The 24109-nt window shown below is 66.1% G+C and carries 26 protein-coding genes; 12 read left to right on the top strand and 14 right to left on the bottom strand.

Translation table 11 applies throughout. The features are described 5' to 3' along the window. Nucleotides 1–5 precede the first annotated feature (5 nt). Nucleotides 6–1220 (bottom strand): acyltransferase family protein, encoded by a 1215-nt coding sequence (locus DF286_RS09665; protein ID WP_170303950.1) that lies wholly within the window; start codon nt 1218–1220, stop codon nt 6–8. Nucleotides 1221–1255: 35 nt separating this feature from the next. Here DF286_RS09665 and DF286_RS09660 point away from each other — a divergent pair, with 35 nt between their 5' ends. The 5 genes from DF286_RS09660 to DF286_RS09640 all read left to right on the top strand — a co-directional run bounded on the left by DF286_RS09660 (nt 1256) and on the right by DF286_RS09640 (nt 5486). Continuing rightward, nucleotides 1256–2200, top strand: coding sequence for a LytTR family DNA-binding domain-containing protein (locus DF286_RS09660; RefSeq protein WP_109271237.1), 945 nt, complete (start codon nt 1256–1258; stop codon nt 2198–2200). A 24-nt stretch (nt 2201–2224) separates the two neighbouring features. Further along, nucleotides 2225–3184 carry a DnaJ C-terminal domain-containing protein gene (locus DF286_RS09655; RefSeq protein ID WP_109271236.1) on the top strand — a complete coding sequence of 320 codons (960 nt, stop codon included), beginning with the start codon at nt 2225–2227 and terminating at the stop codon, nt 3182–3184. A gap of 6 nt (nt 3185–3190) precedes the next feature. Next, nucleotides 3191–4147, top strand: coding sequence for a YihY/virulence factor BrkB family protein (locus DF286_RS09650; protein ID WP_109271235.1), 957 nt, complete (start codon nt 3191–3193; stop codon nt 4145–4147). After that, the gene (fabI, locus tag DF286_RS09645) at nt 4144–4947 is read left to right on the top strand and encodes an enoyl-ACP reductase FabI (protein ID WP_109271234.1); all 804 of its coding nucleotides are present in this window, start codon (nt 4144–4146) and stop codon (nt 4945–4947) included. Before DF286_RS09650 ends, fabI begins: the two co-directional genes overlap by 4 nt. A gap of 209 nt (nt 4948–5156) precedes the next feature. Then, on the top strand, nt 5157–5486 hold the full coding sequence (locus DF286_RS09640) for a UrcA family protein (RefSeq protein WP_158274657.1): 330 nt from the start codon (nt 5157–5159) through the stop codon (nt 5484–5486). A 49-nt stretch (nt 5487–5535) separates the two neighbouring features. Here the strand turns inward: DF286_RS09640 and DF286_RS15140 are convergent, their stop codons facing one another. After that, complete coding sequence (locus DF286_RS15140) at nt 5536–5694, bottom strand: hypothetical protein (RefSeq protein WP_158274656.1); 159 nt, start codon at nt 5692–5694, stop codon at nt 5536–5538. 71 nt (nt 5695–5765) lie between these two features. Between DF286_RS15140 and DF286_RS09635 the strand changes: the two genes are divergently transcribed. After that, on the top strand, nt 5766–6638 hold the full coding sequence (locus tag DF286_RS09635) for an alpha/beta hydrolase (protein WP_109271232.1): 873 nt from the start codon (nt 5766–5768) through the stop codon (nt 6636–6638). On the opposite strand, the gene DF286_RS09630 is transcribed toward DF286_RS09635, so the two are convergent. The 4 genes from DF286_RS09630 to DF286_RS09615 all read right to left on the bottom strand — a co-directional run bounded on the left by DF286_RS09630 (nt 6632) and on the right by DF286_RS09615 (nt 12415). Further along, nucleotides 6632–7873, bottom strand: coding sequence for an FAD-dependent oxidoreductase (locus DF286_RS09630; protein ID WP_109271231.1), 1242 nt, complete (start codon nt 7871–7873; stop codon nt 6632–6634). The two genes, DF286_RS09635 and DF286_RS09630, sit on opposite strands and share 7 nt — an antisense overlap. A gap of 70 nt (nt 7874–7943) precedes the next feature. Continuing rightward, on the bottom strand, nt 7944–10355 hold the full coding sequence (locus tag DF286_RS09625; protein WP_109271230.1) for a TonB-dependent receptor: 2412 nt from the start codon (nt 10353–10355) through the stop codon (nt 7944–7946). Between the two features lie 202 nt (nt 10356–10557). Next, a complete protein-coding gene (locus tag DF286_RS09620; protein WP_109271229.1) occupies nt 10558–11325 on the bottom strand; it encodes a LytR/AlgR family response regulator transcription factor in 768 nt (255 codons plus the stop codon). Continuing rightward, complete coding sequence (locus tag DF286_RS09615; protein ID WP_109272123.1) at nt 11297–12415, bottom strand: sensor histidine kinase; 1119 nt, start codon at nt 12413–12415, stop codon at nt 11297–11299. Before DF286_RS09615 ends, DF286_RS09620 begins: the two co-directional genes overlap by 29 nt. A gap of 499 nt (nt 12416–12914) precedes the next feature. Between DF286_RS09615 and DF286_RS09610 the strand changes: the two genes are divergently transcribed. The 3 genes from DF286_RS09610 (at nt 12915) to DF286_RS09600 (ending at nt 14482) form a co-directional block, all read left to right on the top strand. Beyond that, entirely contained in the window at nt 12915–13463 is a 549-nt protein-coding gene (locus tag DF286_RS09610; RefSeq protein ID WP_109271228.1) for a hypothetical protein, read from the top strand. A gap of 52 nt (nt 13464–13515) precedes the next feature. After that, the gene (locus DF286_RS09605) at nt 13516–13944 is read left to right on the top strand and encodes an OsmC family protein (protein ID WP_109272122.1); all 429 of its coding nucleotides are present in this window, start codon (nt 13516–13518) and stop codon (nt 13942–13944) included. A 229-nt stretch (nt 13945–14173) separates the two neighbouring features. Beyond that, entirely contained in the window at nt 14174–14482 is a 309-nt protein-coding gene (locus tag DF286_RS09600; protein WP_109271227.1) for a glycine zipper 2TM domain-containing protein, read from the top strand. A 66-nt stretch (nt 14483–14548) separates the two neighbouring features. Here the strand turns inward: DF286_RS09600 and DF286_RS09595 are convergent, their stop codons facing one another. From DF286_RS09595 to DF286_RS09580, 4 genes are all read right to left on the bottom strand, one after another. Further along, nucleotides 14549–15295 carry a hypothetical protein gene (locus DF286_RS09595; protein ID WP_146193592.1) on the bottom strand — a complete coding sequence of 249 codons (747 nt, stop codon included), beginning with the start codon at nt 15293–15295 and terminating at the stop codon, nt 14549–14551. Further along, a complete protein-coding gene (locus tag DF286_RS09590) occupies nt 15292–15882 on the bottom strand; it encodes a hypothetical protein (protein ID WP_109271225.1) in 591 nt (196 codons plus the stop codon). Before DF286_RS09590 ends, DF286_RS09595 begins: the two co-directional genes overlap by 4 nt. A gap of 129 nt (nt 15883–16011) precedes the next feature. Then, a complete protein-coding gene (locus tag DF286_RS14960; RefSeq protein ID WP_146193591.1) occupies nt 16012–16227 on the bottom strand; it encodes a hypothetical protein in 216 nt (71 codons plus the stop codon). Continuing rightward, nucleotides 16224–16463 (bottom strand): hypothetical protein, encoded by a 240-nt coding sequence (locus tag DF286_RS09580; protein ID WP_109271223.1) that lies wholly within the window; start codon nt 16461–16463, stop codon nt 16224–16226. The genes DF286_RS14960 and DF286_RS09580 overlap by 4 nt, the downstream gene beginning before the upstream one ends. A gap of 115 nt (nt 16464–16578) precedes the next feature. On the opposite strand from DF286_RS09580, the gene DF286_RS09575 reads away from it, so the two are divergent. Next, nucleotides 16579–17037 carry a PA2169 family four-helix-bundle protein gene (locus tag DF286_RS09575; protein WP_109271222.1) on the top strand — a complete coding sequence of 153 codons (459 nt, stop codon included), beginning with the start codon at nt 16579–16581 and terminating at the stop codon, nt 17035–17037. A gap of 41 nt (nt 17038–17078) precedes the next feature. Here the strand turns inward: DF286_RS09575 and DF286_RS15135 are convergent, their stop codons facing one another. From DF286_RS15135 to DF286_RS09560, 4 genes are all read right to left on the bottom strand, one after another. Beyond that, complete coding sequence (locus DF286_RS15135) at nt 17079–17234, bottom strand: hypothetical protein (protein WP_158274655.1); 156 nt, start codon at nt 17232–17234, stop codon at nt 17079–17081. Nucleotides 17235–17266: 32 nt separating this feature from the next. Then, nucleotides 17267–17821, bottom strand: a complete 555-nt coding sequence (locus tag DF286_RS09570) for a hypothetical protein (RefSeq protein ID WP_109271221.1) — start codon at nt 17819–17821, stop codon at nt 17267–17269. A 111-nt stretch (nt 17822–17932) separates the two neighbouring features. Further along, nucleotides 17933–18631: a pirin family protein gene (locus DF286_RS09565; protein ID WP_109272121.1), complete on the bottom strand. Its 699-nt coding sequence runs from the start codon at nt 18629–18631 to the stop codon at nt 17933–17935. A 106-nt stretch (nt 18632–18737) separates the two neighbouring features. Continuing rightward, nucleotides 18738–19364: an FMN-dependent NADH-azoreductase gene (locus tag DF286_RS09560; protein ID WP_109271220.1), complete on the bottom strand. Its 627-nt coding sequence runs from the start codon at nt 19362–19364 to the stop codon at nt 18738–18740. 118 nt (nt 19365–19482) lie between these two features. Here DF286_RS09560 and DF286_RS09555 point away from each other — a divergent pair, with 118 nt between their 5' ends. Continuing rightward, nucleotides 19483–20442, top strand: coding sequence for a LysR family transcriptional regulator (locus tag DF286_RS09555; RefSeq protein WP_109272120.1), 960 nt, complete (start codon nt 19483–19485; stop codon nt 20440–20442). Nucleotides 20443–20490: 48 nt separating this feature from the next. Beyond that, on the top strand, nt 20491–24096 hold the full coding sequence (locus tag DF286_RS15290) for a PAS domain S-box protein (RefSeq protein WP_207790022.1): 3606 nt from the start codon (nt 20491–20493) through the stop codon (nt 24094–24096). The last annotated feature ends 13 nt before the right edge of the window (nt 24097–24109 follow it).

Here is a 24109-nt window from a genome sequence, read left to right as displayed (position 1 = left end):
AGGCTTTAATCGGCCACGGCCACCGGGTCGAGGGTGTGCCGCCGCGCCGGCCGCTTCCGCGGCCCGAGGCCGAGCAGCGGACGAAGCGGCGTGACGCTCCTGGCGATCTCATAAGTGAGCCAGCAGCCGGCGGCGGTGATGGCGACGAGCAGCGTGCCCTCCACAAGCGCCGGCAGGCCGGCGGCCTTCAGATGATGGCCGGCCACGACGATGATCGTCTGATGGGCGATGTAGAAGGGGAAGACGGCCTGCGTCAGCGTCCTCAGCAGCCGGCTGTCGCGGGTGAGATGGCGGGCGCCGAAGCCGAGGATGGCGACGATCGCGCACCATTGGTCGGCCGCGTAGACGAGCCGCATCGCCATGCGCAGCGCTTCGGGTGCGATCGCGTCCTCCGCGCGATAAGCCCAGACATAGCTCGCATAGGCGGCATAGCAGACCGCGAAGAGCCCAAGCGCGATCCAGCGCAGGCGAACGAGGTCGTCGGTGACCGACCGTTTCTTCATCAGCAGGAAGCCGAACAGGAAGGCGGCGAAGGAGACGGCGTGATTGTACCAATCGTCGACCAGCGCGTGCGTCACCTCGAACATCGGCAGGAGGATCAGTCGCGCCGCGGCCAGGAACAGGATCGGCCAGACGAGCAGGCGAAGGCCGGTGAGCGAGGCCGCCAGCCGGTCGCCGAACCGGATAAGGGGACCTCGAGCCGCTTTCAGCATCGCCGTCAGCAGCAGCGTGTAGACGAGCAGATAGGCGACGAACCAGAGATGGTTCCAGGTCGGCAGGATCAGGCACCCGTCGGCGTCGCAGAAGCTCTGGTCGGCGGAAAGGTAGCGGCCCCAGAAGGCGAGATAGCCATCGGAATAGCCGACCTGCTCGACCACTTCATAATAGCTTTGCGGCGGCACGATGATGAGCATGCCGAACAGCAACGGCAGCAGCAGCCGCATCGTGCGCTGCCCCGCCAGCGCGCCCGGCGCGAGCTTGTCCGCCATGAAGCGGGTCGCCACTCCGGACACCAGGAACAATAGGGTCAGCCGCCACGGGTTGGTGGCGAGCATCAGCGGCTCCAGCGCGTGGCCGACATGATCGCTCTTCACATGCCAATCCCACGTCACGTAGAACATGCCGACATGGTAGAGGATCAAGAGGCCGAACGCTGTGACGCGGATCCAGTCGAGATAGATGAGCCGCATCCCCGTGCCGGCCGGCGTCAGTTCCTGCATGTCCCGTCCCTCTTCAATTGCGAACGGTCGAGCGGATGGCGTTTATCGGCATCTTCTCGCAATCGCGCCGGGGCGAGCGGCCGCCTCGCCGGTTCGGCCGGGATGACGGCGTGACGAACGGCGCCATGGGCGTGACGAACGGCAGAGCTTCGCGGCCGCCATGGCTGATCGCCTATGCGGCGATTGCGGCCATCGCCGTGCTCGTCGGCGTCATCAACGTGCTGACGGTGCTCCACGACAGCGGCCGCGACGGCGAGCCGCTGCCAGTATGGGAGCCGGCGACATGGGAGGGGACGAGTGGCATCGTGATCGTCGGCCTCGCCTGGATTCCGATGCTGATGGTGCGACGCTTTCCGCCGGCCGGGCGGGGCTGGGCCGTCGCCCTGGCGGCCCATCTGGCCGCGACCGTCGCCTTCTCGCTCATCCACATCGCCGCGATGGTCCTGCTGCGCCACGGCGTTTACGCGCTGATGGGAGAGACCTACGATTTCGGCCCGGCCGCGAGCGAGCTGCCCTACGAGTATCGCAAGGATTTCCTCACCTACTTCCTCTTCGCAGCCACATTCTGGATCGCCGGGCATTTGGGGCGGGCTCCCGTGGCGCCATCGCCTCCCGCCGCGCCGCCGCGCGACACCTTCGACATCAACGAGGGGCAGCGCCTGATCAGGGTCGACCGGGCCGACATCCTCAGCGTCCAGTCGCGCGGGAATTATGTGGAGTTCAGCCTCGCCGACGGCCGCCAGCCCCTGATGCGCGCCACGCTGGTCAGCATCGCCCAGACGCTGGACGATGCGGGCTTCCTTCGCACGCATCGATCCTGGCTTGTAAACGCGCGCCACGTCGCCGAAATCGTCCCGGCGGGTTCGGGCGACTATGAGCTGGTGCTGAGCAACGGCGCCGCGGTGCCGCTTTCGCGGCGTCAGCCGGAGGCTTTGGCCCGCTTGCGGGCGTCCGGAATCCGCAAACCGGTGGACTTTTGAGACGCGCTGGAGAACGACAGGCGAATGGCGGATCTCTATTCAGAGCTGGGGGTGGCGCGCGGCGCCAGCGAGGCGGACATCAAAAAGGCCTATCGCAAGCTGGCCAAGGAGCTGCATCCGGACCGCAACAAGGACAACCCCAAGGCGTCCGAGCGCTTCTCCAAGGTGACGCAGGCCTATGACATCCTCACCGACAAGGACAAGCGCGCCCAATATGACCGGGGCGAGATAGACGAGGAGGGCAATCCCCGCTCCCCCTTCGGCTTCGGCCGCGGCGGCGCGCAGCCCGGCGCGGGCGGCGGCTTCCGTCCGGGACAAGGCGGCTTCGGCGGCTTCGACACGGCCGGCGCCGAGGCGCCGGACCTTTCCGACCTGTTCGAGGGGCTGTTCGGCGGCGGAGCGCGGCGCGGCGCCGGCGGTTTCGGGGGCTTCGGTGGCACGCGCAGGGCGCCGCCGCCCAAGGGCGCCGACGCCCTCTATCGCCTCCCCGTGTCCTTCCAGGACGCGGCGACGCTCGCCGACCAGCGGGTCACGCTGGCGGGCGGCAAGACCGTCGACATCAAGCTGCCGAGGGGTGTGGAAGACGGCACCAAGATCCGCCTCGCCGGCCAGGGGCAGCCGGGCCCGGGCGGCAATGGCGATGCCATCGTCACCATCTCCATCCAGCCGCACCGCTTCTTCAGGCGCGAGGGCGACGACGTCCGGCTCGATCTTCCGATCTCGCTCGACGAGGCGGTGCTCGGCGGCAAGGTGAAGGTGCCGACGGTGGACGGCGCGGTGATGCTGAGCATTCCCAAGGGATCGACCTCGGGCAAGGTGCTGCGTCTCAAGGGCAAGGGTTTTTCGGGCAAGAGCGGAGCCAGAGGCGACCAGCTGGTGACCCTGATGGTGGATATTCCGGGCGACGATGCGGCCCTGGCGGAGTTCGTCGACAACTGGCCCGGCAAAGGGAAAGGAAACCCGCGCGCCGGCCTGGGCGTCTAGTCGGTCGTGACCAACATCTCCCCCGAATCGCCGGAGGAAAGGCGCAAGCGCTTCGCCGGCGCGCGCGCGGTGGTCGACAAGCATATCGGCCAGGGCACCTACGCCTTCCAGGTGGCCAAGCGAGTCGCCGTCGGCGTTTATAATGACGGCTTCATCCACGCCGGCAATCTCGCCTATCTGGCGCTTCTCACCCTTTTTCCCTTCGTCATCGTCGCCGCCGCCGTCGCCCGGCTGGTCGGCCAGCAGCAAGGCGGCATGGAGGCGGTGATCGCTCTCCTCCAGACGATGCCGCCGAGCGTCGCCGAAGTGCTGTCGAAGCCGATTGCCGACGTCATCGAGGCGCGATCCGGCAACCTCCTCTGGTTCGGCGCGCTGGTCGGCCTCTGGACCACGGGCAGCTTCGTCGAGACGATCCGCGACATCATCCGGCGCGCCTATGGCGTCACCTACAGCCGCCCCTTCTGGGAGTATCGCCTCGGCTCGGTGGGCATGATCATCGGCTCCGTCATCATCGCGATGATCGCCTTTTCGATTTCGATCGTGCTGAGCAGCGTCCAGGAGTTCGTCGTCCAGTTCCTGCCGCTCGCCGACGACATCGTCGCGCTGCTCAGCCTGCTCCGGGTGGTGCCGGGGCTGGTGCTGTTCGGCTCGCTCTACCTGCTCTTCTACACCCTGACGCCGCAGCGCTATCGCAAGCGCGGCTGCCTCAAATGGCCCGGCGCGCTGTTCGTAACCCTCTGGTGGATGGCGACGACGGCGCTGCTGCCCATCGTCCTCAGGAACCTCGGCAGATACGACCTCACCTATGGCAGCCTCGCCGGCGTGATGATCGCGCTCATCTTCTTCTTCGTTATCGGTCTCGGCGTCGTTATCGGCGCGGAGCTCAACGCCGCACTAGCCGAAACGCCGGAAGAGGGCCTAAAGGAAGGCGAAGAGGCATTCTACAACAGGGAAAGCATATGACGGGTTTGATGGCGGGCAAGCGCGGGCTGATCATGGGCCTCGCGAACGACAAGTCGCTCGCCTGGGGAATCGCCAAGGCGCTGGCGGACCAGGGCGCGGAGCTCGCCTTCAGCTACCAGGGCGACGCGCTCAGGAAGCGGGTGGCGCCGCTCGCGGAGCAGCTCGGCTCCGACTTCCTCATCGACTGCGACGTCTCCGACATGGCGGCGCTCGACCGCACCTTCGATGCACTGAAAGCCCGGTGGGAGACGATCGACTTCCTCGTCCACGCCATCGGCTTTTCCGACAAGAACGAGCTTCGCGGCCAGTTCGTCGACACCAGCCTCGACAATTTCCTGCTGACGATGAACATCTCGGCCTACAGCTTCGTCGCCGTGACCAGGCGGGCGCGGGCGATGATGCCCGAGGGCGGTTCGATCCTCACTCTCACCTATTACGGCGCGGAGAAGGTCATCCCTCACTACAATGTCATGGGCGTTGCCAAGGCAGCGCTCGAGACCAGCGTCAAATATCTCGCCATGGACCTAGGACCTGAGAATATCCGGGTGAACGCCATTTCCGCCGGGCCGATCAAGACGCTGGCGGCAAGCGGCATCGGCGACTTCCGCTATATCCTGAAGTGGAACGAATATAATTCGCCGCTCCGACGCAACGTGACGATCGATGACGTTGGCGGATCGGCCCTTTACCTGCTCTCCGACCTTGCCTCCGGCGTTACCGGTGAGATCCACCATGTCGACGCCGGCTACAATGTGGTCGGCATGAAGGCGGAGGACGCGCCGGACATCGCCACTACCTGAGGCCAGGTCCCGCCGACATCCGTCGAACGCCAGGGCGCCTTCGTCGGCCCTGGCGCTTTTTCGCCGAAGCGAAAGCGTTCGCCGTCGAAGCGGACGCGCGCGTCGCGGCGCGCCTGAATAGGACGGGGGAACGGCAGGGAGCATTCCCAATGTTGCCCCCCATCGGACGGGCTTCCTGCCGTACCCCAGTTCAGGAAGGACCAGACAAAATGAAGAATATCATCGCCCTCGCCGCACTCACCATGGCCGGCTTCGCGGCCGTCCCCTGCCAGGCCCAGCCCAATGCGGCCGAGGACGGCTTCATCGCCTTCGTTCCCTATGGCGATCTCAACCTCGCCAGCGCGGCGGGCGCCCGCCGGCTCGAGAGCCGCGTCGAGGCGGCGGCCGACCGCATCTGCGGCGTCCCCCAGGCCCCCGGCCTTGCGGAGGCGCTCCGCGTTCAGGATTGCCGCGACGACGTGCTGAACTCGGCCCGGCCGCAGGTCAGCCGTGCCATGGCGATGAACGACAAGGGCGTGATCGCCTTCGCCAGCCGCTGAGCGGACCGCGAGGGAGGCGGCGGAGCCCGGCTCCGCCGCCTCTGCTCGTTCAGGAGGACTTGGCGGTCCCTCGCCGGTTCGGCTCGGCCTTCACCGTCTTCTCGCCCTGGATCGCTTCGCCGCTGACGCCGCGGGCGCGCTCTTGCTCCTTGAGCGTCGGGTCGTGCAGGTTGTTCTTGCCTTTTCCCTGACCGCCGTTGCTGCGCATCTCGCTTCTCCTCGTGGGTTTGCCCCACCAACCCCTGTCCCGCGCGACTTGTTTCCGCCTATAGCGGCAGGGTGCGCGCTTTTCTGATCGTTCTCCTCATCCCCCTGCTCGCCGGCTGCACGCCGCTCACCGCCTTCAACGCGCTGATCCCCAAGGATGCGGGAGGCCGGCAGGTGGCGGACGATGAACCCTATGGCCAGGATCGACGGCAAAGGCTCGACATCTACGCGCCCGTCGCCGCAGCGTCGGGGCCGCGGCCGATGATCGTCTTCTTCTACGGCGGCTCCTGGAAGAGCGGTTCCAAGGAGGGATACGGCTTCGTGGGCCGCGCTCTGGCCGCACAAGGCTTCGTCGTCGCCATTCCCGATTATCGGCTGGTACCGGACGTCCGCTTTCCTGCGTTCGTGGAGGACAGCGCCGCCGCGGTCCAATGGGTGCAGCGCCATGTCGCCCGCTACGGCGGCGATCCGGATCGCATCGTCCTCGTCGGCCATTCGGCGGGCGCCTATAATGCGGCGATGCTCGCGGTTGACCCCCGATGGCTCGGACCGGATCGGGCAGCGGTGAAGGGTTGGGCGGCGCTCGCCGGTCCTTACGATTTCCTGCCTCTCGACACCGAAGTCACCCGGGCCGCCTTTAGCGCGGCAGGCGACCTGGAGGCGACCCAGCCTATCCTCCTCGCCAGCGCCGACGACCCGCCTGGCTTGCTCCTCGCCGGCGGCAGGGACGAGCTCGTCCTTCCCTCGCAAAGCACGGGCATGGCAATCGCCATGACGGAGGCCGGCGCGGCCGCACAATCCCGTATCTACCCGGACGTCGGCCATGTCGGGATCGTAGCCGCTCTCGCAAAGCCGTTCCGCGGCGACGCGCCCGTTCTTCGCGATGTCGCGGCTTTTGCGCGGCACGTCACCCAGGGCGGAACGGATGCATCCGCCGGTCAGTGAACTTCGCGCTTCGCCGTCTGACCCTTGGAGGCAAGGGAGAAGCGAGGTTCGACCCGCTCCAGGCCTCCGGTGAGCAGGGCGGCGGCATAGCCGCCCACCGCCGGCCCGTGCTTGAAGCCATGGCCTGAGCCGGCGCCGACGAACAGGACATTCTTCAGTTCGGGATGGAAATCGATCAGCAGGTCGCCATTGGCGCTGTTCTCATATTGGCAGACCCGCGCCTCGTTGAGCGGGCGCCCGGCCAGCGCGGGAAAGCGCCGCGCCATGAATGCGCGGACGTCGGCCAAGGCATCGGCCGAAAAGGCGCGATCGCCAACGTCCGGGTCCGTCGCCGGGCCGTGTGCGTCATGCGCGATCTTGAAGCCGCGCCCTTCCAGGTCCGGGAAGCCGTAATAGATGTCGCCGCCGTTGAAGTCCGCCCAGGCCGGCAGGCGCCCCGGCGTGAACCGCTCGTCGCCCGCTTCCGGAGCAAGGAAGAAGACCTCCTGCCGTGTCGGGAAGATGCGCGATCCGAGCAGTGCCGGAAACAGCTTGGGCAGCCAGGGTCCGCAGGCGAACACGAACTGGCTGGCGTCGAGGCGATCTCCCGCGCCGGTGAGGACATAGCCAAGCCCATCGCCCGATGCGGCGGGTGGCGCGATCTCCGCCCGGACATAGGTGCCGCCCTCCGCGACCAAGGCGACGACGAGCGTCTGCACCGCCCGCCGCGCCATCAGGACGCCGAAGTCGGGCTCGAACAACCCCACCTCCACGCCGTCGAAGTCGATCATCGGAAAGCGGCGGCTAAGCTCGGCATTGTCGAGCCGCGCGGTCGGAAGGCCGAGCTTCGCATGGACCTTGAGCGAATCCTCGACATAGGGCTCCACCGTCGGAAAGAAGAACAGCACGCCGGTTTGATGGAAGAGCGGCAGCTTCGCCGAAGCCGACAAGGCTTTCCATTCGGGAAGCGACTCCAGGGCCATGCGGGCATAGACCTCGTCGGGTCCATAGGCGGCGCGGGTCATCCGGGATTCCCCGCCGGACGACGCGCGGGCATGGGCGGGCGCCCAGGCATCGACCAAGGTCACCCTGCGGCCAAGCTGCTGCAGCCGCCGCGCCGTCCAGGCGCCGAACACGCCGGCGCCGACGACGATCACGTCCGCCGGTCCACCCGCGGAAGCCGCGCGGAGCAGGCCGGGCGCCGCCAATGCGCCCGCCGCCCCGGCCCCAGCGATCAGCGCGGAACGGCGCGTCATGTCGGCCAAGCTCCAACTCCCAACGAAGAAGGCCGGAGCGTTTCCGCCCCGGCCTCCCTTGTCAACGGCCTCAGAAGCCCTTGCGCACCGTCAGGCCGAAGGTCCTCGGCTGGTTGGTGCTGAAGCCGAGCCGTGCGCGTCCGCCGCGCTCCCGATCGAAGGACAACAGGGTGTTCTCGTCGAACAGGTTGTTGATGTAGGCGACGATCTCCAACCCGTTCGCCATCTCGACGCCAGCGCTGATGTTGACCAGCTGATAGTCCGGCAGCTTGAGATCGAGCGTGGTCGCCGCAGTCGCCGGCGCGCCCCCGAACGGCAGTCCGTGGACGAAGGTACGCGGGTTGTTCTCCTGGTCGCCTGGCTGGGTAAAGCGACTGCCGACATGCTGGAAGGTGATGCCGGCGAAGGCGTCCATCGTGCTGCTGACAGGGACGGTGTAGTAAGCGCTCGCCGCAACCTGGAAATTGGGCACCGACGGAAGCCGGTTGCCCTCCCTTATGCCTTCCAGGATGTCGCCATTGGCCTTGAGCTGCGTCTCGTCGAACTCGGCTTCGATGAGGCTGCCGGCCACCGACAGGTCGAGCCCTTCCGCCGGCCGCGCCGACAGCTCGACCTCGACGCCCATCGTGTGCGCGTCGGCGTTGAACACGACGCGCGACGAGCAGGAGCCCGCGTCGGCGGTCACCTGCAGGTTCTTGATGTCGGTGTAGAAGGCGGCGGCGTTGAAGGTGATGCCGGCGAATTGCGACTTCACTCCGGCCTCATAGTTCCACAGCGTCTCGTCGTCATAGCGGTCGAAGCCGCCATAGGTCGCTTCGTCGTCGGCGCTGCAGAGCGTTTCGTTCAAGGGGTCGTTGACGCCGCCAAGCCGGAAGCCCTTCGACGCCTGCGCGTTGAAGGTCACATTGTCGCTCGCCTCGTAGCTGAGCAGCAAGCGCGGCGAAAAGCCGTCCGACTTCGTCTCATCGATCTGGTCGTCGCCATTGGCGAAGAGGCCGCCAGAGGTGAAGCGCCGCTCCTCCTTGAAGTCGTAGTAACGAAGGCCCGCGGTGGCGGTCAGGCGATCGGTGAGGTCGTAGCTCGCCTCGCCGAACAGCGCCTTCTGCTTGATGTCGTAGGGCAGGTCCGCATTGTAAGGCGAATCCGGACCGAAGCCGTTGGCCACCGCCGCCGACGTGCCGGCCCCGAGCACGGCATCGGTGAAGGCGTCGTAGCCCGGCGTCGGCAGGCGCTGGGAATAGAGACGCTCGACGTCCGAATAGAAGCCGCCGATCAGCCACTGGAACGGACCGGTCGTCTGCGAAGCCAGCCTAATTTCCTGGGTGAAGGTCTGAAGATCCGTCGTGTCGACGAGATTCGACGGGAGCATCACGCCGGCCGTGGGAAAGCCAAGGTCTACCGAGACGCTGCCCGTCAGAGCACTGGCGTCACGGCTGACCAGGATGTCGCGGTCGATATAGCTCGTCACCGACGTCAAGGCGGCGGCGCCGAAATTCCATTCGAGCACATTGTCGAGGATCAGCGTATCGTCGGCGAAATCCTCGTTGAGCAGCAGGAATTGCTGCCGTTCATCGAAGACGACGGGTTCACGCCCGCCGGGAACGGTCGGATCCGTGAAGCGGTTGGCGTAGAGGTTGTAGACCTCCTGCCGATTGAAGCCGTTCGACCGGATCTCCTGATAGACGACCCGCGGCGTGATGCTGATATCGGGCGTGGGCTGGACGGTGAGCGCGATCCGGCCGCCGGTGCGACGGCCGTCGTTCACATCCTCGTCGATGTCGCCGTCCTCGCGCAGCGCGTTGATGAAGCCGCCATATTCGGTGTGGTAGCCAACCACGCGGACGGCGGCGACGCCCTCCACGAGCGGCACGTTGATCGCGCCCTTCAAATGCCCGCCGAAATCGTCGCCGTCGACGAGGTTCACATTGCCTTCGACCAGGCCTTCGACGGTGTCGAGGTCGGGCTGGTTGGTGATGTAGCGGATCGTGCCGCCGACGGACCCCGAGCCGAACAGCGTGCCCTGCGGTCCGCGCAGCGTTTCCACGCGGCTAAGGTCGAACAGGTCGAGATCCGGCGTGAACAGCGACAGCGAGATGACGGATTCGTCGAGATAGACGCCGACCTGTTCCTTCACGCCCGGTTGGTCGCGGATTATCTGGCCGGCGGAGACGCCGCGCACCGCGACCTGGCTCTGGCCCGGCCCGAGATTCTGGACCGTGAGGCCGGCGACGTTGCGCGACAGGTCCTCGATGGTGACCGCGCCCGACCGCTGAATATCTGCCTCGGTCTGCGCGTTGATCGAGAAGGGAACGTCCTGCACCGTCGAGGCGCGCTTGGTGGCGGTCACGATGATAGTCCGCGTATCGTCGGCTGGCCCGGTCTGGGCATAAGCACCGGAACTCGTCGCCAGTAGCGCAACAATCGACGCGCCGCCGAAGAAAACATTATTCTTCCAACTACTTACGACTTTACGAACTCCCATTTCGAAAACCCTCCAGCCACAGTGTCGCCGGAGACTAGGCGGGCGCCACGGGAATAAACAAGGTCAAGTCCCGCAGAACGGACAAAGCTTTGTCGACTGTGATAGTTTTGTTACAGCGCAGTAACGCTACTTCGGCAAACGCTGGTCGCCAAGTGATTGAACCAAATGGATTTAGCTGCAAATCGCCGCAAAGTAAGCTTAACTAGGCGCGGCCGGCGAGCTTCTTGATGTCGCCTATGTGGCTGCGGCCGATGCGCTGCTCGGTGCCGTCGGCGAGGCGCGCGGCCCAGTGGCCCATGCCGTCCCGCACCAGCCCGACGATGGTGTCGCGGCGCAGGATGGCGGAACGGTGGACTCGGATGAACAGCTCCGGATCGAGCTCCTCCTCCAGCTTGGCGATGGTGCGGTAGATGAGCCAGCTGCGTTTGCCGACGTGGAGCCGCATATAGTCGCGCTCGGCGGTGATCCGATCGACGTCGCGCACTGCGATGCGGATGAGCCCGCTATGGTCGGGGACCCAGAATTCCTCGACATAGTGGGACGAGGGCTGCGGGCGCTCCACATAGCCTTTGGCGATGACCTCGCGCGCTCTCGCCAGTGCGCGTGAGAGACGCTCGGGATCCACCGGCTTCATCAGATAGTCGACGGCGGCGACGTCGAAGGCGGCGACCGCGAAATTGTCGAACGCGGTGACGAAGATGACGGCCGGATCAACCGCGGTGGCGGCCAGCGCGCGCGCCACCTCGATCCCGTCCATGCCGGGCATGGCGATGTCGAGCAGGAGCACGTCCGGATTCACCGCCTCGGCGATGCGCAGCGCCGCCTCACCGTCGGCGGCGGTGCCGACCAGGGTGACGCCCTCGGCCCGGGCGAGCAGCAATTGCATCCGTTCGACGGCCAGCGGTTCATCGTCGACGACGAGGACCCGCAGCGTCCAGTTGTCAGTCACGGTTGACGGGCATGATGACATGGACGGTGAACCCCCCTTCAGGATCGGGCCCGTGGAAGCATCCGGCCTGGACGCCGTATCGGGCGATGAGACGCTCGCAGACATTCTTGAGGCCGACGCCGGTGCCGCAGCCGTCACAATTCAGGGGCGGCGGCTCCTCGCCATCGTCCTTGACCTTGAGATGGAGCCGACCGGCCTCCTCATAGGCCGAGACACGCACCGTTACCCCGCGGCGAGATCGTGCGACGCCATATTTGATCGCGTTCTCGACAATCGGCTGCAGGATGAGGACGGGGACTCGCACACTGGCAAGGTGCGGCGGCACGTCCACCTCGACCTTTAGTCGCTCTGGAAAGCGCACCTGCTCGATGTCGAGGTAAAGGCGCTGCAGCTTGATCTCGTCCTCGAGCGCGATGTCCGCGGTCGGGTCGGCGGACAGCGTCGTTCGGAAAAAGTTGGAAAGGTTCATGATCATCCGCTCCGCCTTCTCGATTCGTTGCGAGAGGATGAGCGAGGAGAGCGAGTTCAACGTGTTGAACAGGAAATGCGGATTGATCTGGTAGCGGAGCGCCCTCAGCTGCGCCTCCTGCGCCTCGCGGGCGAAGGCGGCGGCGCGGCGATCGGCGGCGCGGAGTTCCTTGGCGTAACTCATCGCGACATAGAGCGAGGCCCAAGCGGCGAAGATGAAGTACCAGCTGAGCGCGCTTTCGGCGATATTCTGGAGCGCCATCTGAAGCGGCGTCATATCCTTCATCGCCGCGTCCATCTCGGCGGCGTCGAGCGGCGCGTAGATGTAGAAGATGTAGTAGTTGAAGGCCGAGAAGGCGACCGAGGCTGGCAGGCACAGCAGCCCGGCGATCACCGCCTTCCTGTTGAGGCTCGCCGCCGCCAGCGGCCGCAGGGCCAGATAGACGAGGAAGGTGAGCGCCGCGCCGACCAGAACGACCGCGCCTCGCCGTGCCAGCATCGCCCAGAAATCGGGGAAGTCGAGCACCAATGCACGAAGGGTGATGAGCGCGAGGTAGAGCAGCCAGAACCCCAAGATCGACTTGAGCGCGATCTCGAGGTCCGGCAGCCTGCGCTGCGAAAGAGGTCGTGGCTGCAATTCCATGCCGCCTAATAACGCAGTCGACCCGAAAACGCCGTTGCCGATCAGGTCGTTCGCAGAAGACGCACCGTCATTTGTCGAAAAAGAACGCGGCCTCAGACCGGCCGCGGCCGCCGATGTGTTGCTCGAAGGCTGAACGCCATTTTCGGCCGCGTCCTTGATTCGATGCGCCATCGCCATAGCCCCACAGGTCAAGCAAGGCTTATAGCAGCTTTTCATGACGCGATAATCTTTGTCGGTGCGGCGCGCCGCCGCCTGCACGTTCGTCGCAAAATTGTGGAAAACTTTGCCGCAGAGTTGGGACGCGCCGAAATCCGTCGGCCGGCGCGGGCCCATGTTGCCGCGATGTGACACTGTGGATTCGCAATCCCATCTGCGGCGATTACCAATTGCAGCGCCCAACCTTCTCTGATTCAATCCTTAACGGGAGCCGGGGAACTGATTAAGCGTCGCGTAACCGATTTCGGCGCATGATCCCCCGCAGGGCAAAAGGAGTGGGATCATGGGTACGCAGACCAGGCCCGCCGACGGCGCGCTGACTCTGGCTGAAATGAAGGAATTCGCGAGCTTCTCGAAGGGCACGCAGCGCTACATCCGGCGCTCGCTCGACGTGGGGCTCGGCCGCCGTGACGCGATCAAGCGCTGGTCGCGCGACGTCGCCGAGGCCGCCAGCATCCGTGCCCAGGCCCGCATCTATCAGCGGCTCGACCATATCCGCAATTATGTGCCGGACGACAGCGGCCTCGACGTGATGGAGCCGCTGATGGCGCCGCTCGTCACCATGACCGCCTTCGACCTCAGCCAGGACCGGCTTCCCGACTTCGCCTCCTACCGCTTTCTCTACGAGCGGCTGATCGGCGCGGCGGTGCGGCCGTGGCTGCCGGGCGCCTTCTGCGCGGCGGCGGCGCTCCCGCACCTCCATCCCGAGAAGCGGCGGGTGCTGCTCCAGTCGATCAGCGAGGCCGCGGCGACGGCTCCGGGCTGGTCGAACCGCGAGCCGGTCTTCTATCCCGAATGGGTCGAGAAGGTCGACGTCACAGTCGCGGGCTGAGGATCGAAGCTCGGCTTCGGCCGTTACCCTCCCGACCAGCAGGAGGGCCATGATGATTAACCGCACCGCTTCGGCGCGTTACGAAGGCTTCGGCAAGGACGGCCGCGGCCAGGTTTCGACCCAGTCGGGCGTTCTTGCCGAGCAGCCCTACGGCTTCGGCACCCGGTTCGAAGACGCCCCCGGCACCAATCCGGAAGAGCTGATCGCGGCGGCGCACGCCGCCTGCTTCACCATGGCCCTGTCCTTCGCGCTGGCGAAGGAGGGCTTCACCGACGGCACCCTGGAGACGACCGCCAAGGTCAAGCTCGAGAAGGAGGGCGAGGGCTTCAAGGTCAGCCGCTCCGACCTCAGCGTCGACGCCCGCGTTGACGGCATCGATGAAGATCGCTTCGCAGCCCTCGCCGAGGGCGCCAAGGCCGGCTGTCCGATCTCGAAGCTCCTCAATGCCGAGATCACGCTCGAGCACCGACTGAACGCTTAGCGGTTCGGCGTCGTCGCGAAGGAGACGCGAGCGGCGATTCCGCCGTCCCAGTTCGGATTCTTTCGCTTGGCGCCCAATGATGCTGTGTTTTCGACGCCACAGTGGCAGGGGGCAAACCAGCAATATCCCCATTGGTCGCAAACGGTTCGCCTCGTTGTGTGTGGTTAATGAAACCGCTGCGACAAGGCCCGCGTTGTTCCGTACGAGTAATCAGTGAAGGGAAGAAGTCATGCGTAACATCGCTCTCGCCGTCGCCGCTGCCACCATGGCCGTTCCCATGGCGCTGCCGGCGCCCGCCATGGCCAAGGACGGCTATTACAAGGGCAAGTCCTGGCGTGGCGACGATGGCCGCTATTATTGCCGCAAGAAGGACGGCACGGTCGGCCTGCTGGTCGGCGGCGCGGCCGGCGCCCTGATCGGTCGCGAGATCGACGGCGGCCGCGATCGTGCCACCGGCACCATTGTCGGCGCCGCCGCCGGCGCCCTGCTCGGCCGCCACATCGACCGCAACAGCGGCCGTGGCCGTTACTGCCGCTAAGCTAAGGAAAAGGCGGGGCGCCGACCGGGCGCCCCGCCTCATGCTATTCCAAAGGCTCGGGCGGACTTAGCGGCCGCCGCCCTCGCTTCCGGTTCCAGCGCTCTTCTTGGCGCCCCCCTTGGCCGAGGCGCGTCTCGCCGTGGTCGACTTGGGCTTGCTCGCGGCGGCGGATTTCGCCTTCCGGGCGGAAGCGGTTTTAGTCGGCGCGCCCGACTTGGCGGTCGATGTCTTGGCCGCGCCGGTTTTCTTCGTGCCGCCGCTTTTCGCCTTGCTCGTCCTGGCCTTCGCCGTGCTGCTGCTTTTCTTCGTCGTCGAAGCGACCTTGGTCCCGCCGCCGGTGGTATCGCCGCCGCCAGCTGCCATGAACTTGCGCACGGCGTCCGTTGCGGCGGTGATGATCGCGGCGCCGACCTTGCTCGCATTATCGGCCGCGGCTTCGGCGTTGTCGGCCGCGTCACGGCCCGCCTCCTTCACGCTGTCGCGCACCTTCTTGCTCGAGGTAAGCGCGGCCGCGGCGGTGACCAGGCCCGCGGCCAGCATGCCGCGCGCCACAGGATTCTGCGCCAACTCGGCCGCTCTCTGCCCGGCTTCGCGCAGGGCCTCGTTGATCCGCGCCGATGCGGTCGAACCGGACTTGGTCGACTTCTTACCCCCCGACTTGCCCGTCGTTGATTTCGTCTTCGCCATTGGCCGTCTCCAGCATGTTATAACTGTTGCGTAACAGACGAGCGGGACGACGAACAGTTCCAAAAAAGGAGGGCCGCTCCCGAAGGAACGGCCCCATTTAACCAGCGTCAATTTCAGGCGGTTCAAAGATCGCTTTCGAAATCGATGTCGCCCTGCCCACGATCTTGATGACGCTTCTGGTCCTGCTTGAAGTCGACGCTGCCGCCGCCCTGCTGGCGCTGCTTGCTGCCCTGGCCCTGCTGCTGGTCCCATTCGCTGGTACCGCTATGACGGCCGCCCTGGCTCGGGTCCATGCCGCCGCCACCGGTGCTTCCCATCTGGCGCTCGCGCTGGCCGGTCGCCTGCTGCTGATCCCATTCGCTGCCGCCGCTTATGCTCGACTCGTCGCGGCCGCCACCCTGCTGCTCGTCAATGGCTTCGCCGCGATCCTGGCCTTGGCCGGACCGCATGCCCTGCCCTTGCTGACCTTGCATGTTTTGCTGGTTCTGCATGTCGCCATAGCCGGCGGAGCCGCTGCTGCCGCCGCCTTGACCCATGTCGCTCGCCGAAGCGCCGCCGCCCATCTGCCGGCCACCGGTGCCGCCTTGTGCCGCCTGCTGCTGCCCGCGATGGACGTCGCCGCCGGGTTCGCCCGTCCGGCCGCCCTGCTGCGATTGCTGCAGGTCGCTGCCGCGAAGGCCATGCTGCTTGTCCGTGTCTTTCCGATGTACCATTGCATCCTCCTCAACTGAGAGGATCAATCAACGCCCCCCGGACCGCCCTCGTTCCTGCGCCTGCCGCGCCACCATTTGTGGAAGCTACTGAAAACCTGATCTTTTCCGCCGAGAGCGCGCCGAAGGGTTCTATAGATGCGCCGCACGGCGCGAACCCGCCGGGCCTCGGCCGAGATCCTCGTAGCGGTAAAGCTTCCCATCCGGGTCTACCGCCTCTTCGCCCGGCTGTACCACGGCAGAGTCGTCGTCGCCGGTGCCCTTCTCACGTTCCAGCGGTTCAGGAATCTCGCCGTGCCGCGCTTCATCGCTGGCGGGCAGCGGGTGACGCTTCTTGCCGCCGGTCACGCCGCGTCGCCCTGATGGCGGTCCTCGGGCTTGCGGACGGCCTTGTCGATCGCCCGCGGACCGCCCTGCGGCTCGGCGCCGCCGCCACCCATGGAATCGTCGTCATAATCCTCGCGAGGATTGCCGCCGCCGCCAGCGCCCGATCCGCTGCCATGGACCTCGCCCGATTTGGGATCGAAGGAGGCGCGTCGTCCCCGCTCGCTCTGCTTGTCCTGATTGGTCTCTCGATCGGTCATCGCCGCCTCTCCATGTCGTCTCCTTGAAACGCCCTGTCCATGCCGCCGTTCCGGGGCGCGCACCTTTCTCGCGGCAAGTGCGTTGGTGTCGCGCAACCCCCAGCAGGAGAAGGAAATGTTCGAAAAGAGCCACGATATCCGCGTCTTGAACGGCCTGATCGAGACCACCGTCGACAGTATCGACGGCTATCGCCGCGCGGCCGAGGAGGCCACCAACAGCCGCTTCGCCGCTGCCTTCCGAGGGCGGGTGACGGAGCGCGAGCAGATCGTCGGCAAGCTCCGCGATGAGGTGCGGCGCCTGGGCGGCGATCCCCAGGACGACGGCAGCATCCTCGCCGCCGCCCACCGCGCCTTCTTGACGCTTCGCGACAAGGTCACGGGCAGCGACGACGCGTCGGTGATCGCCGAGGTCGACCATGGCGAGACCTATCTCAACGAGAAATGGGAGACGGCCTTGAGAGACGATCAGCTCTCGCCGGAGACGCGCAGCGTCATCACCCAATGCTATTCATCGATCCGTGCGGGTCACGACGAGTGGCGCGCGGCCCATGCGGGGGTGACCTCCGCCGGCTGATAGCAGTCATGGGAGAGGCGCGCCCGCGCGGGCGCGCCTCTTCAGGCCCGGGGCAGCCCGCCGGCGGGCGCCATCGCAGGCGTCGCGGCTTCACGGGCACGGGGGTGGCGGAAGAGCAGCTTCTCCTGCTTCTGGCGCTGGAGCTGCTCGTCATAAAGGCCGCGCGCGCGGCCCTGCTGATTTTCTGCGGTGATCATAGGGTAAGAACGAACGGCAACCGCCTGCGTTCCTAGTCCGCCGCGCCTTCGCACGCTTCGACCAGAAGCTGTTTCAGCTCGCGCGAGGGCGCCGGGTAAGGCCCGGTCTGCTGCGCCCCGTACAGGGCTCGCACCTCGTCGGCCGCGTCGACGAAGGCCGAGAGATTGTCGGGAACAGCTCCCTCGCCCGTCACGCCCGGCTTTGCCTCGTGCTCATAGGGATTGGCGACGAGCGTCACCGGCTCTGATCCAAGTCCGAGCGCGAAGCGGTCCTCGCTCATCACCGGCCGGAATTCGGGCACGTTGACCACCAGGCGGGGCGGATCGCCCATGCAGGCGATGCTCATCCTCACATTCCCGTCCTTACCGGTCAGCCGGAGCATTGTGCCGCCCCCGCCGGCGACGCTTTCCCAGGCCATGGCGGGCGCAGGGGCCGGAGCGGCAGGCGCCGGCTCCTGGTCCGGCACCGGCGGCCCCGAGGCCTGCGGTATGTCCGGCTGCTCGGCCGGTTGACTATTGATCTCGGGCGCCTCGCCAGAACAGGAAACAAGCGCTGCCGCCGCGCCAATGATCGTGATGGACCTCATTCCGCTCTCCTTCCGGTCTTCAAACGGCAGGCACCACGGCCCTGTTCCCATGAACCCGTGCAGAGCGGACCGAGGCGGCCGACCCCGTGAGGGATCGGCCGCCTCGGCGGATCAGCGAGCGTCGACCAGCACGATCTCCGTATCATCGAGGGCTGCGATGATCAGCCGCTCCTCGCCGGTGACGGCGACGCCATCGCGCGGGGCGGTCGCGACTCCGTTCACCTCGATCCGGCCGGTGACCGGGACGAGATAGACGTGGCGCTGAAGATCGAGGCTGAGTTCCGCCGTCTCGCCCGCTCTCAGCGTCGCGCCCATGACCCGCGCGGCGGCGTTGATCCTGAGCGCATCCGCATCGTCGGCAAAGCCGCTGGCGAGGGTGACGAAGCTCCCTGCCCGGTCGTCCTTGGGGAATTGCTTGGCGCCCCAGCTCGGCTCCGTGCCCGGCTTGTCCGTCAGCACCCAGATCTGGAACAAGGTCGTGGTCTCGTCCTCAAGATTATATTCGGCATGACGGACGCCGGTGCCGGCGCTCATCACCTGAATGTCGCCCGCGGCCGTGCGGCCCTGATTGCCCATCGAATCCTGGTGGGTGATCGCGCCCGTGCGGACGTACGTGATGATCTCCATGTCGGCATGCGGGTGCGGCGGAAAGCCCGAGCGGGCGGCGATCTCGTCGTCGTTCCACACCCGGATCGCGCCCCAGCCCATGCGGCCGGGATCATAATAGTTGGCGAAAGAGAAATGATGACGCGCATTGAGCCAGCCATGGTCGGCATGGCCGAGCGTGTCGAAGGGTCGAATGTCGATCATGTCCATCTCCTTGAGAGGCCCGCCGGGGGAGGGACCGGCGGGCCTCGTGTGCGTCGCCCCGGGGGGAGAAAAGGCGACGGTAATCGGGTCCCTTCCGGGACGTTTATCAGGCGGCCAGGGCCAACTCCTTTTCCGCGCATCCATTGAGCTCGGCGATGGCGCCGTCGACGGCTTCCTGCACGGCCTCAGGACCGAAGCCCAGCTTCTCGGCACGGACGAAAATTACGTCGTTAACGCCCATGAAGCCCAGCAGGGTGCGAAGGTGCGGCTCCTGGCTGTCCATCGCCACCGCCGGCCCCTCGCTGTAGAGGCCGCCGCGCGTCTCGATCACCACCGCCTTCTTGACCGGCAGCAGCCCTTCGGGGCCGTTTTCGGTATAGCGGAAGGTGACGCCCGCTCGCAGGATATAGTCGAACCAGGTCTTGAGCGCCGACGGAATGCCGAAATTGTACATCGGCGCGCCGATCACGAGCAGGTCCGTTTCGCGAAGCTCGTCAACCAGCTCGTCGGAGAGGGCGAGCGCAGCCTTCTCCGCCTCGGTCGTCGCCGTCGCGCGAATGCCGGCCACCGTCTCGGGCAGAAGGTGCGGCACGGGATTGGCGCCGAGGTCGCGTGAAACGATCTGCACCTTGGGGTCGCGGCGGCGAAGCTCGTCGGCGAAGGCCGCGGTCAGTCGCTTGGAGACCGACGCCTCGCCGGTTACCGCGCTGTCGAGAATGAGAGTCCTGGTCATGGTAGATTTTCCTCCGTTGAACTTGCTGGAGGAGATTTAAGAGCCTACCATTGTTGCCAGTAGCCATCCTCGACGCATTACGGTGTTGCTGATTGTGGAACGCTCTTCGATCGACCTGATGGATGTTCTCGCCTTCGTGCGGGTGGTGGAGACCGGAGCCTTCGCCCGCGCCGCCGAACGGATGGGCCTGTCGAAGTCGATTGTCAGCCGCCGCGTCGCCCGGTTGGAGCAGGACCTCGGCGCCAAGCTCCTCACCCGTTCGGCGCAGGGCGCACAGCCGACCGACATAGGCGAGGCCTATTTTGCCCGCGCCTCCAACATTCTCGCCGACCTCGATGCCGCAAGGGAGATCGTCGCCGATGCCGTGACGCAGATCGCCGGAACGATCCGCCTCGCCGCGCCCCTCTCCTTCGGCACCGAGCATCTGGCGCCGGCGATCGCCGAGTTCGCGCGGCTGCACCCCGATGTCGACCTCGACATATCGCTCGACGACCGGCTGGTCGACCTGGTCGGCGGCGGCTTCGATCTGGCGGTACGGATCGGGAGTTTGGCGGATTCGTCGCTGATCGCCCGGCGGATCGCCCCTGTGCGCGCAGTCGTCCTGGCAAACCCCGCCTATCTGGCCGAACGCGGACGGCCCAGGCATCCGCGCGACCTCAACGATCACGACCTCCTCCTCTACGCCAATCCCGGCCGCGGCAATCAGTGGCGGTTCAAGGTCGATGGGCGCTGGGAATATGTGCGCGGCACCGCTCGGCTTCGGGCGGACAATGGTGAGCTTCTGCGCGAGGCTGCGGTCGCCGGGCTCGGCGTCGTCGTCCTCCCCACCTTCATCGCGTCGCCCGCGATCATGTCCGGCCAACTGGAGGTCGTCCTCGCCGACTATCCGCTCGAGGAGAACGGTCTCTATGTCGTCATGCCGCCCGGACGCGCCACCACCGCAAGGGTCCGGGCCCTGGTCGATTTCCTCGCCGCGCGCTTCGGTCCCGAACCCGAATGGGATCCTTGCTGGGACCCAGGCCACGCGGCAAAAAAGAAGCACGCAAGCGGACTTAACAGCCCAGTATCGATGCGCTAGCTGATTGGATCGGCAGAGAAACGGCGCCAATTGAAAAGGCGGAGATTTGTGAATCGAGGCACGACCGACGCAAGCCCGCCGAAACAGAGAAACTTCCTCGTCGGGGGCGGCGAACTCGGGGCGCTGATCGGCGCCTACGATTGGTCGGCCACCTCGCTCGGCCCTATCGATAGATGGCCGCAAAACCTCAAGGCGGCGGTGGGCACCATCCTCCGCTCCCCTGTTCCGCTCGCGACGCTGTGGGGCGAGGACGGCGTCATGATCTACAACGACGCCTATTCCCAGTTCGCCGGCGGTCGTCATCCGAAGTTGCTCGGTTCCAAGATTCGGGAGGGCTGGCCCGAGATCGCCGATTTCAACGACAATGTCATGAAAACGGTGCTTGCCGGCGGCACCTTGTCGTACAAGGACCAGGAGCTGACCCTCTATCGCCACGGCGAGGCCGAGCAGGTCTGGATGGACCTCGATTACTCACCGCTGCTCGACGAGAGCGGCAAACCCGCGGGGGTGATCGCCATCGTAGTGGAGACGTCCGGCCGGGTTTCCAGCGAACGCCGCATGCGCGAGAGCGAGGCGCGCTTTAGGCGCATCGCCGACAGCGCGCCGACGCCCATGTGGGTGACGCGGCCGGACCGCCGGCGCGAGTTCGTTAACCGCGCCTATGTCGATTTTCTCGATGTTTCTTATGGGCAAGCCGTCGATTTCGACTGGCGGACCATCCTCCACCCCGACGATCATGACCGGGTCGTCGCCGAATCCCTGGCCGGCGAGGCCTCGCTCAAACCCTTTGCCCTCGAGGGGCGCTATCGCCGGCATGACGGGGAGTGGCGCTGGCTTCGCTCCATTTCCCAGCCGCGCCTCGGGCCGAACGGCGAAGCGAACGGCTTCATCGGCGTGGCCCATGATATCAGCGATGCGAAGCAGGCCGAGAGCCTTCGAGCGGCACAGACCCGGGTGCTGGAGCTGGCCATCCGGAATACCTCGCTCGAGGAAACGCTGGAAGCGCTGATCGCCTCGGTCGAAGCGCAATCGTCAGCCGGAGTGATCGGCTCCATCCTGCTGCTGGACGAGGATGGCGTGCACCTGCGCCACGGCGCGGCGCCAAAGCTGCCGAAGGCCTATATCGAGGGCATCGACGGCTCCGCCATCGGCCCGGAAGCAGGCTCATGCGGCGCGGCAGCCCACAGCAAGGCGCCGGTCCACGTCTCGGACATCGCCTCCGACCCGCGCTGGGTGAGTTTTCGCGACCTTGCGCTCGGCCATGGTCTCAAGGCTTGCTGGTCGACGCCGATCCTTTCGAGCCAGGGCGCAGTGCTCGGTACCTTCGCCATGTATTATCGCGAACCTCGGGAAGCCAATTCGGACGATCTCGAACTGGTCGAATTCGTCACCCGCACCGCTTCGCTGGTGATCGAGCGCAAGAAAGCCGAGCGGGCCCTGCAGGAGGAAAGTCGCCGGCTGGAGACGCTGAACCGGATCGGCGCGGCCGTCGCGGGCGAGCTGGACCTGGAGCGCTTGGTCCAGAGGGTAACCGACGCGGCCGTCGAGCTGACCGGCGCGCAGTTCGGCGCCTTTTTCTACAATGTGCTGGACCAGGCGGGCGAGAGCTACATGCTCTACACCCTCTCGGGCGTCGACCGTTCGGCCTTCGAGAGCTTTCCGATGCCGCGCAACACGGCGGTCTTCGGCCCGACCTTTCGCGGCGAAGGTGTCGTGCGTTCGGGCGACATCACCCGGGATCCGCGCTACGGCAAGAACGAGCCCTATCATGGCATGCCGGAAGGCCATTTGCCGGTCCGCAGCTATCTTGCCGTTCCAGTCACCAGTCGATCCGGCGCGGTTCTTGGCGGTCTCTTCTTCGGTCATTCGGAAACCGGGCGCTTCACCGAGAGCCACGAGCGTCTGATAGCGGGAATAGCCGCCCAGGCGGCGATCGGCATCGACAATGCCCGCCTTTACCAAGAGGCACAGCGGGAAATCGCCGAGCGCAAGCACGCCGAGCAGACGCTGAGGGAAAGCGAGGCGCATCTTTCGGCAATGGTCAACCAGACCACGGCCGGCTTGGCCGAGGTCGACCTGGACGGGCGGTTCGTCAGGGTCAACGACCGCTATTGCGAGATAGTCGGCCGCAGCCGCGAAGAGCTGCTCGAACTCAAGATGCAGGACATCACGCACCCCGACGATCTGCCGGGGAACCTCGAGAAGTTTCAGCGCCTCGTCGAGAAGACGACGCCCTACGAAATCGAAAAGCGGTACTTTCGTTCCGATGGGTCCGTGGTCTGGGTCAACAATAGCGTCAGCTACATTCGCGCCGCCGACGATCGCCCCGGCACCGTCCTCGCGGTGACCATCGACATCACAGGCCGTCGAGAAACCGAAGAAGCGCTGCGTGATCTCAACGAGACGCTGGAAGCGCGGGTCGCGGAGGCCGTAGATGAGCGCGAGCGAGCCCAGGACGCGCTCCGCCAAGCCCAGAAGATGGAAGCGGTCGGGCAACTCACCGGCGGCATTGCCCATGACTTCAACAATCTGCTGACCGTCGTCATCGGAAATCTCGACATGGGCCGCCGCGCCCTCGACATGGAAGGCGGCGACGCCCGTCTCCGCCGCTCGCTGGACAATGCGCAACGGGGCGCGGAGCGCGCGGCGGCCCTCACCCAACGCCTGCTAGCCTTTTCGCGCCGTCAGCCGCTTTCGCCCAAGCCGCTCGATGCCCACAAGCTAGTGATGGGAATGTCGGATCTGGTCAGTCGGGCGCTCGGCGAGACGATCAGGCTGGAAGTCGTCACGTCGCCGGGCTTATGGCCGATCGAGGCCGATCCCAATGAGCTGGAGGCGGCCATCCTCAATCTCGCCGTCAATGCGCGCGATGCCATGGCCTCGGGGGGCAGCCTGACCATAGAGACGGCCAATGCGGTCGTCTCCGACTGCCAGTTGCCGGGCCAGGGCGCGGTGGCACCGGGGAGCTATGTCGTCATCTCGGTCACCGACACCGGCAAGGGCATGTCGAAGGAGATGGCCGTCCGCGCCTTCGAACCCTTCTTCACCACCAAGGAGGTCGGCAAGGGGACCGGGCTCGGCCTCAGCCAGGTCTATGGCTTCGTCAAGCAATCCGGCGGCCATGTGCATATCCAATCGGAGGAAGGCCAGGGAACGACCGTTAAGATTTACCTCCCGCGCCTTGCAGGCGAGGAGGCGGCCGACGAGGAGGAAGGGGCGAAGCCGGCGCCGGAGCATGGACGTTCCGACGAATGCCTGCTCGTCGTCGAAGACGATGACGACGTTCGCGGCTACACGGTCGAGCTTCTCCGCGAGCTAGGCTATCGCGTGCTGGAGGCGCATGATGGTCCGTCGGCGCTGAGGCTGCTCGAGCGACAGGACGCACCGGTCCAGCTCCTCTTCACCGACGTGGTGATGCCGGGCATGTCCGGCCGCGAGCTGGCGGAGCGCGCCCGCGCGGTTCAGCCGGACCTCAAGATCCTCTACACCAGCGGCTACACCCGGGACGCCATCGTCCATGGCGGACGCCTCGACCCGGGCGTGGACCTGCTCGTCAAGCCTTTCACCTATCAGGCGCTCGCGCGGAAAGTCCGCGACATGCTCGACGGCCGCATTCGGCCGGCCGACCGCGAGCCGCCGCCGCCGCGGGAATGACGGTATTCCCAAG

Origin of the sequence: Sphingosinicella humi (genome assembly GCF_003129465.1) — a bacterium.
GTDB classification, from domain to species: domain Bacteria; phylum Pseudomonadota; class Alphaproteobacteria; order Sphingomonadales; family Sphingomonadaceae; genus Allosphingosinicella; species Allosphingosinicella humi.
Note: the sequence above shows the minus strand (reverse complement) of the source record. Positions and strands in the feature narration are given on the sequence as shown.

Excerpts from the sequence above, each read along its gene's own strand:
- DF286_RS09665 (WP_170303950.1), bottom strand. The coding sequence starts at position 1,220 with ATGCAGGAACTGACGCCGGCCGGCACGGGGATGCGGCTCATCTATCTC.
- DF286_RS09660 (WP_109271237.1), top strand. The coding sequence starts at position 1,256 with ATGGCGTTTATCGGCATCTTCTCGCAATCGCGCCGGGGCGAGCGGCCG.
- DF286_RS09655 (WP_109271236.1), top strand. The coding sequence starts at position 2,225 with ATGGCGGATCTCTATTCAGAGCTGGGGGTGGCGCGCGGCGCCAGCGAG.
- fabI (WP_109271234.1), top strand. The coding sequence starts at position 4,144 with ATGACGGGTTTGATGGCGGGCAAGCGCGGGCTGATCATGGGCCTCGCG.
- DF286_RS09640 (WP_158274657.1), top strand. The coding sequence starts at position 5,157 with ATGAAGAATATCATCGCCCTCGCCGCACTCACCATGGCCGGCTTCGCG.
- DF286_RS15140 (WP_158274656.1), bottom strand. The coding sequence starts at position 5,694 with ATGCGCAGCAACGGCGGTCAGGGAAAAGGCAAGAACAACCTGCACGAC.
- DF286_RS09630 (WP_109271231.1), bottom strand. The coding sequence starts at position 7,873 with ATGACGCGCCGTTCCGCGCTGATCGCTGGGGCCGGGGCGGCGGGCGCA.
- DF286_RS09625 (WP_109271230.1), bottom strand. The coding sequence starts at position 10,355 with ATGGGAGTTCGTAAAGTCGTAAGTAGTTGGAAGAATAATGTTTTCTTC.
- DF286_RS09620 (WP_109271229.1), bottom strand. The coding sequence starts at position 11,325 with ATGTCATCATGCCCGTCAACCGTGACTGACAACTGGACGCTGCGGGTC.
- DF286_RS09615 (WP_109272123.1), bottom strand. The coding sequence starts at position 12,415 with ATGGAATTGCAGCCACGACCTCTTTCGCAGCGCAGGCTGCCGGACCTC.
- DF286_RS09610 (WP_109271228.1), top strand. The coding sequence starts at position 12,915 with ATGGGTACGCAGACCAGGCCCGCCGACGGCGCGCTGACTCTGGCTGAA.
- DF286_RS09605 (WP_109272122.1), top strand. The coding sequence starts at position 13,516 with ATGATTAACCGCACCGCTTCGGCGCGTTACGAAGGCTTCGGCAAGGAC.
- DF286_RS09600 (WP_109271227.1), top strand. The coding sequence starts at position 14,174 with ATGCGTAACATCGCTCTCGCCGTCGCCGCTGCCACCATGGCCGTTCCC.
- DF286_RS09590 (WP_109271225.1), bottom strand. The coding sequence starts at position 15,882 with ATGGTACATCGGAAAGACACGGACAAGCAGCATGGCCTTCGCGGCAGC.
- DF286_RS09580 (WP_109271223.1), bottom strand. The coding sequence starts at position 16,463 with ATGACCGATCGAGAGACCAATCAGGACAAGCAGAGCGAGCGGGGACGA.
- DF286_RS09575 (WP_109271222.1), top strand. The coding sequence starts at position 16,579 with ATGTTCGAAAAGAGCCACGATATCCGCGTCTTGAACGGCCTGATCGAG.
- DF286_RS15135 (WP_158274655.1), bottom strand. The coding sequence starts at position 17,234 with ATGATCACCGCAGAAAATCAGCAGGGCCGCGCGCGCGGCCTTTATGAC.
- DF286_RS09570 (WP_109271221.1), bottom strand. The coding sequence starts at position 17,821 with ATGAGGTCCATCACGATCATTGGCGCGGCGGCAGCGCTTGTTTCCTGT.
- DF286_RS09565 (WP_109272121.1), bottom strand. The coding sequence starts at position 18,631 with ATGATCGACATTCGACCCTTCGACACGCTCGGCCATGCCGACCATGGC.
- DF286_RS09560 (WP_109271220.1), bottom strand. The coding sequence starts at position 19,364 with ATGACCAGGACTCTCATTCTCGACAGCGCGGTAACCGGCGAGGCGTCG.
- DF286_RS09555 (WP_109272120.1), top strand. The coding sequence starts at position 19,483 with ATGGATGTTCTCGCCTTCGTGCGGGTGGTGGAGACCGGAGCCTTCGCC.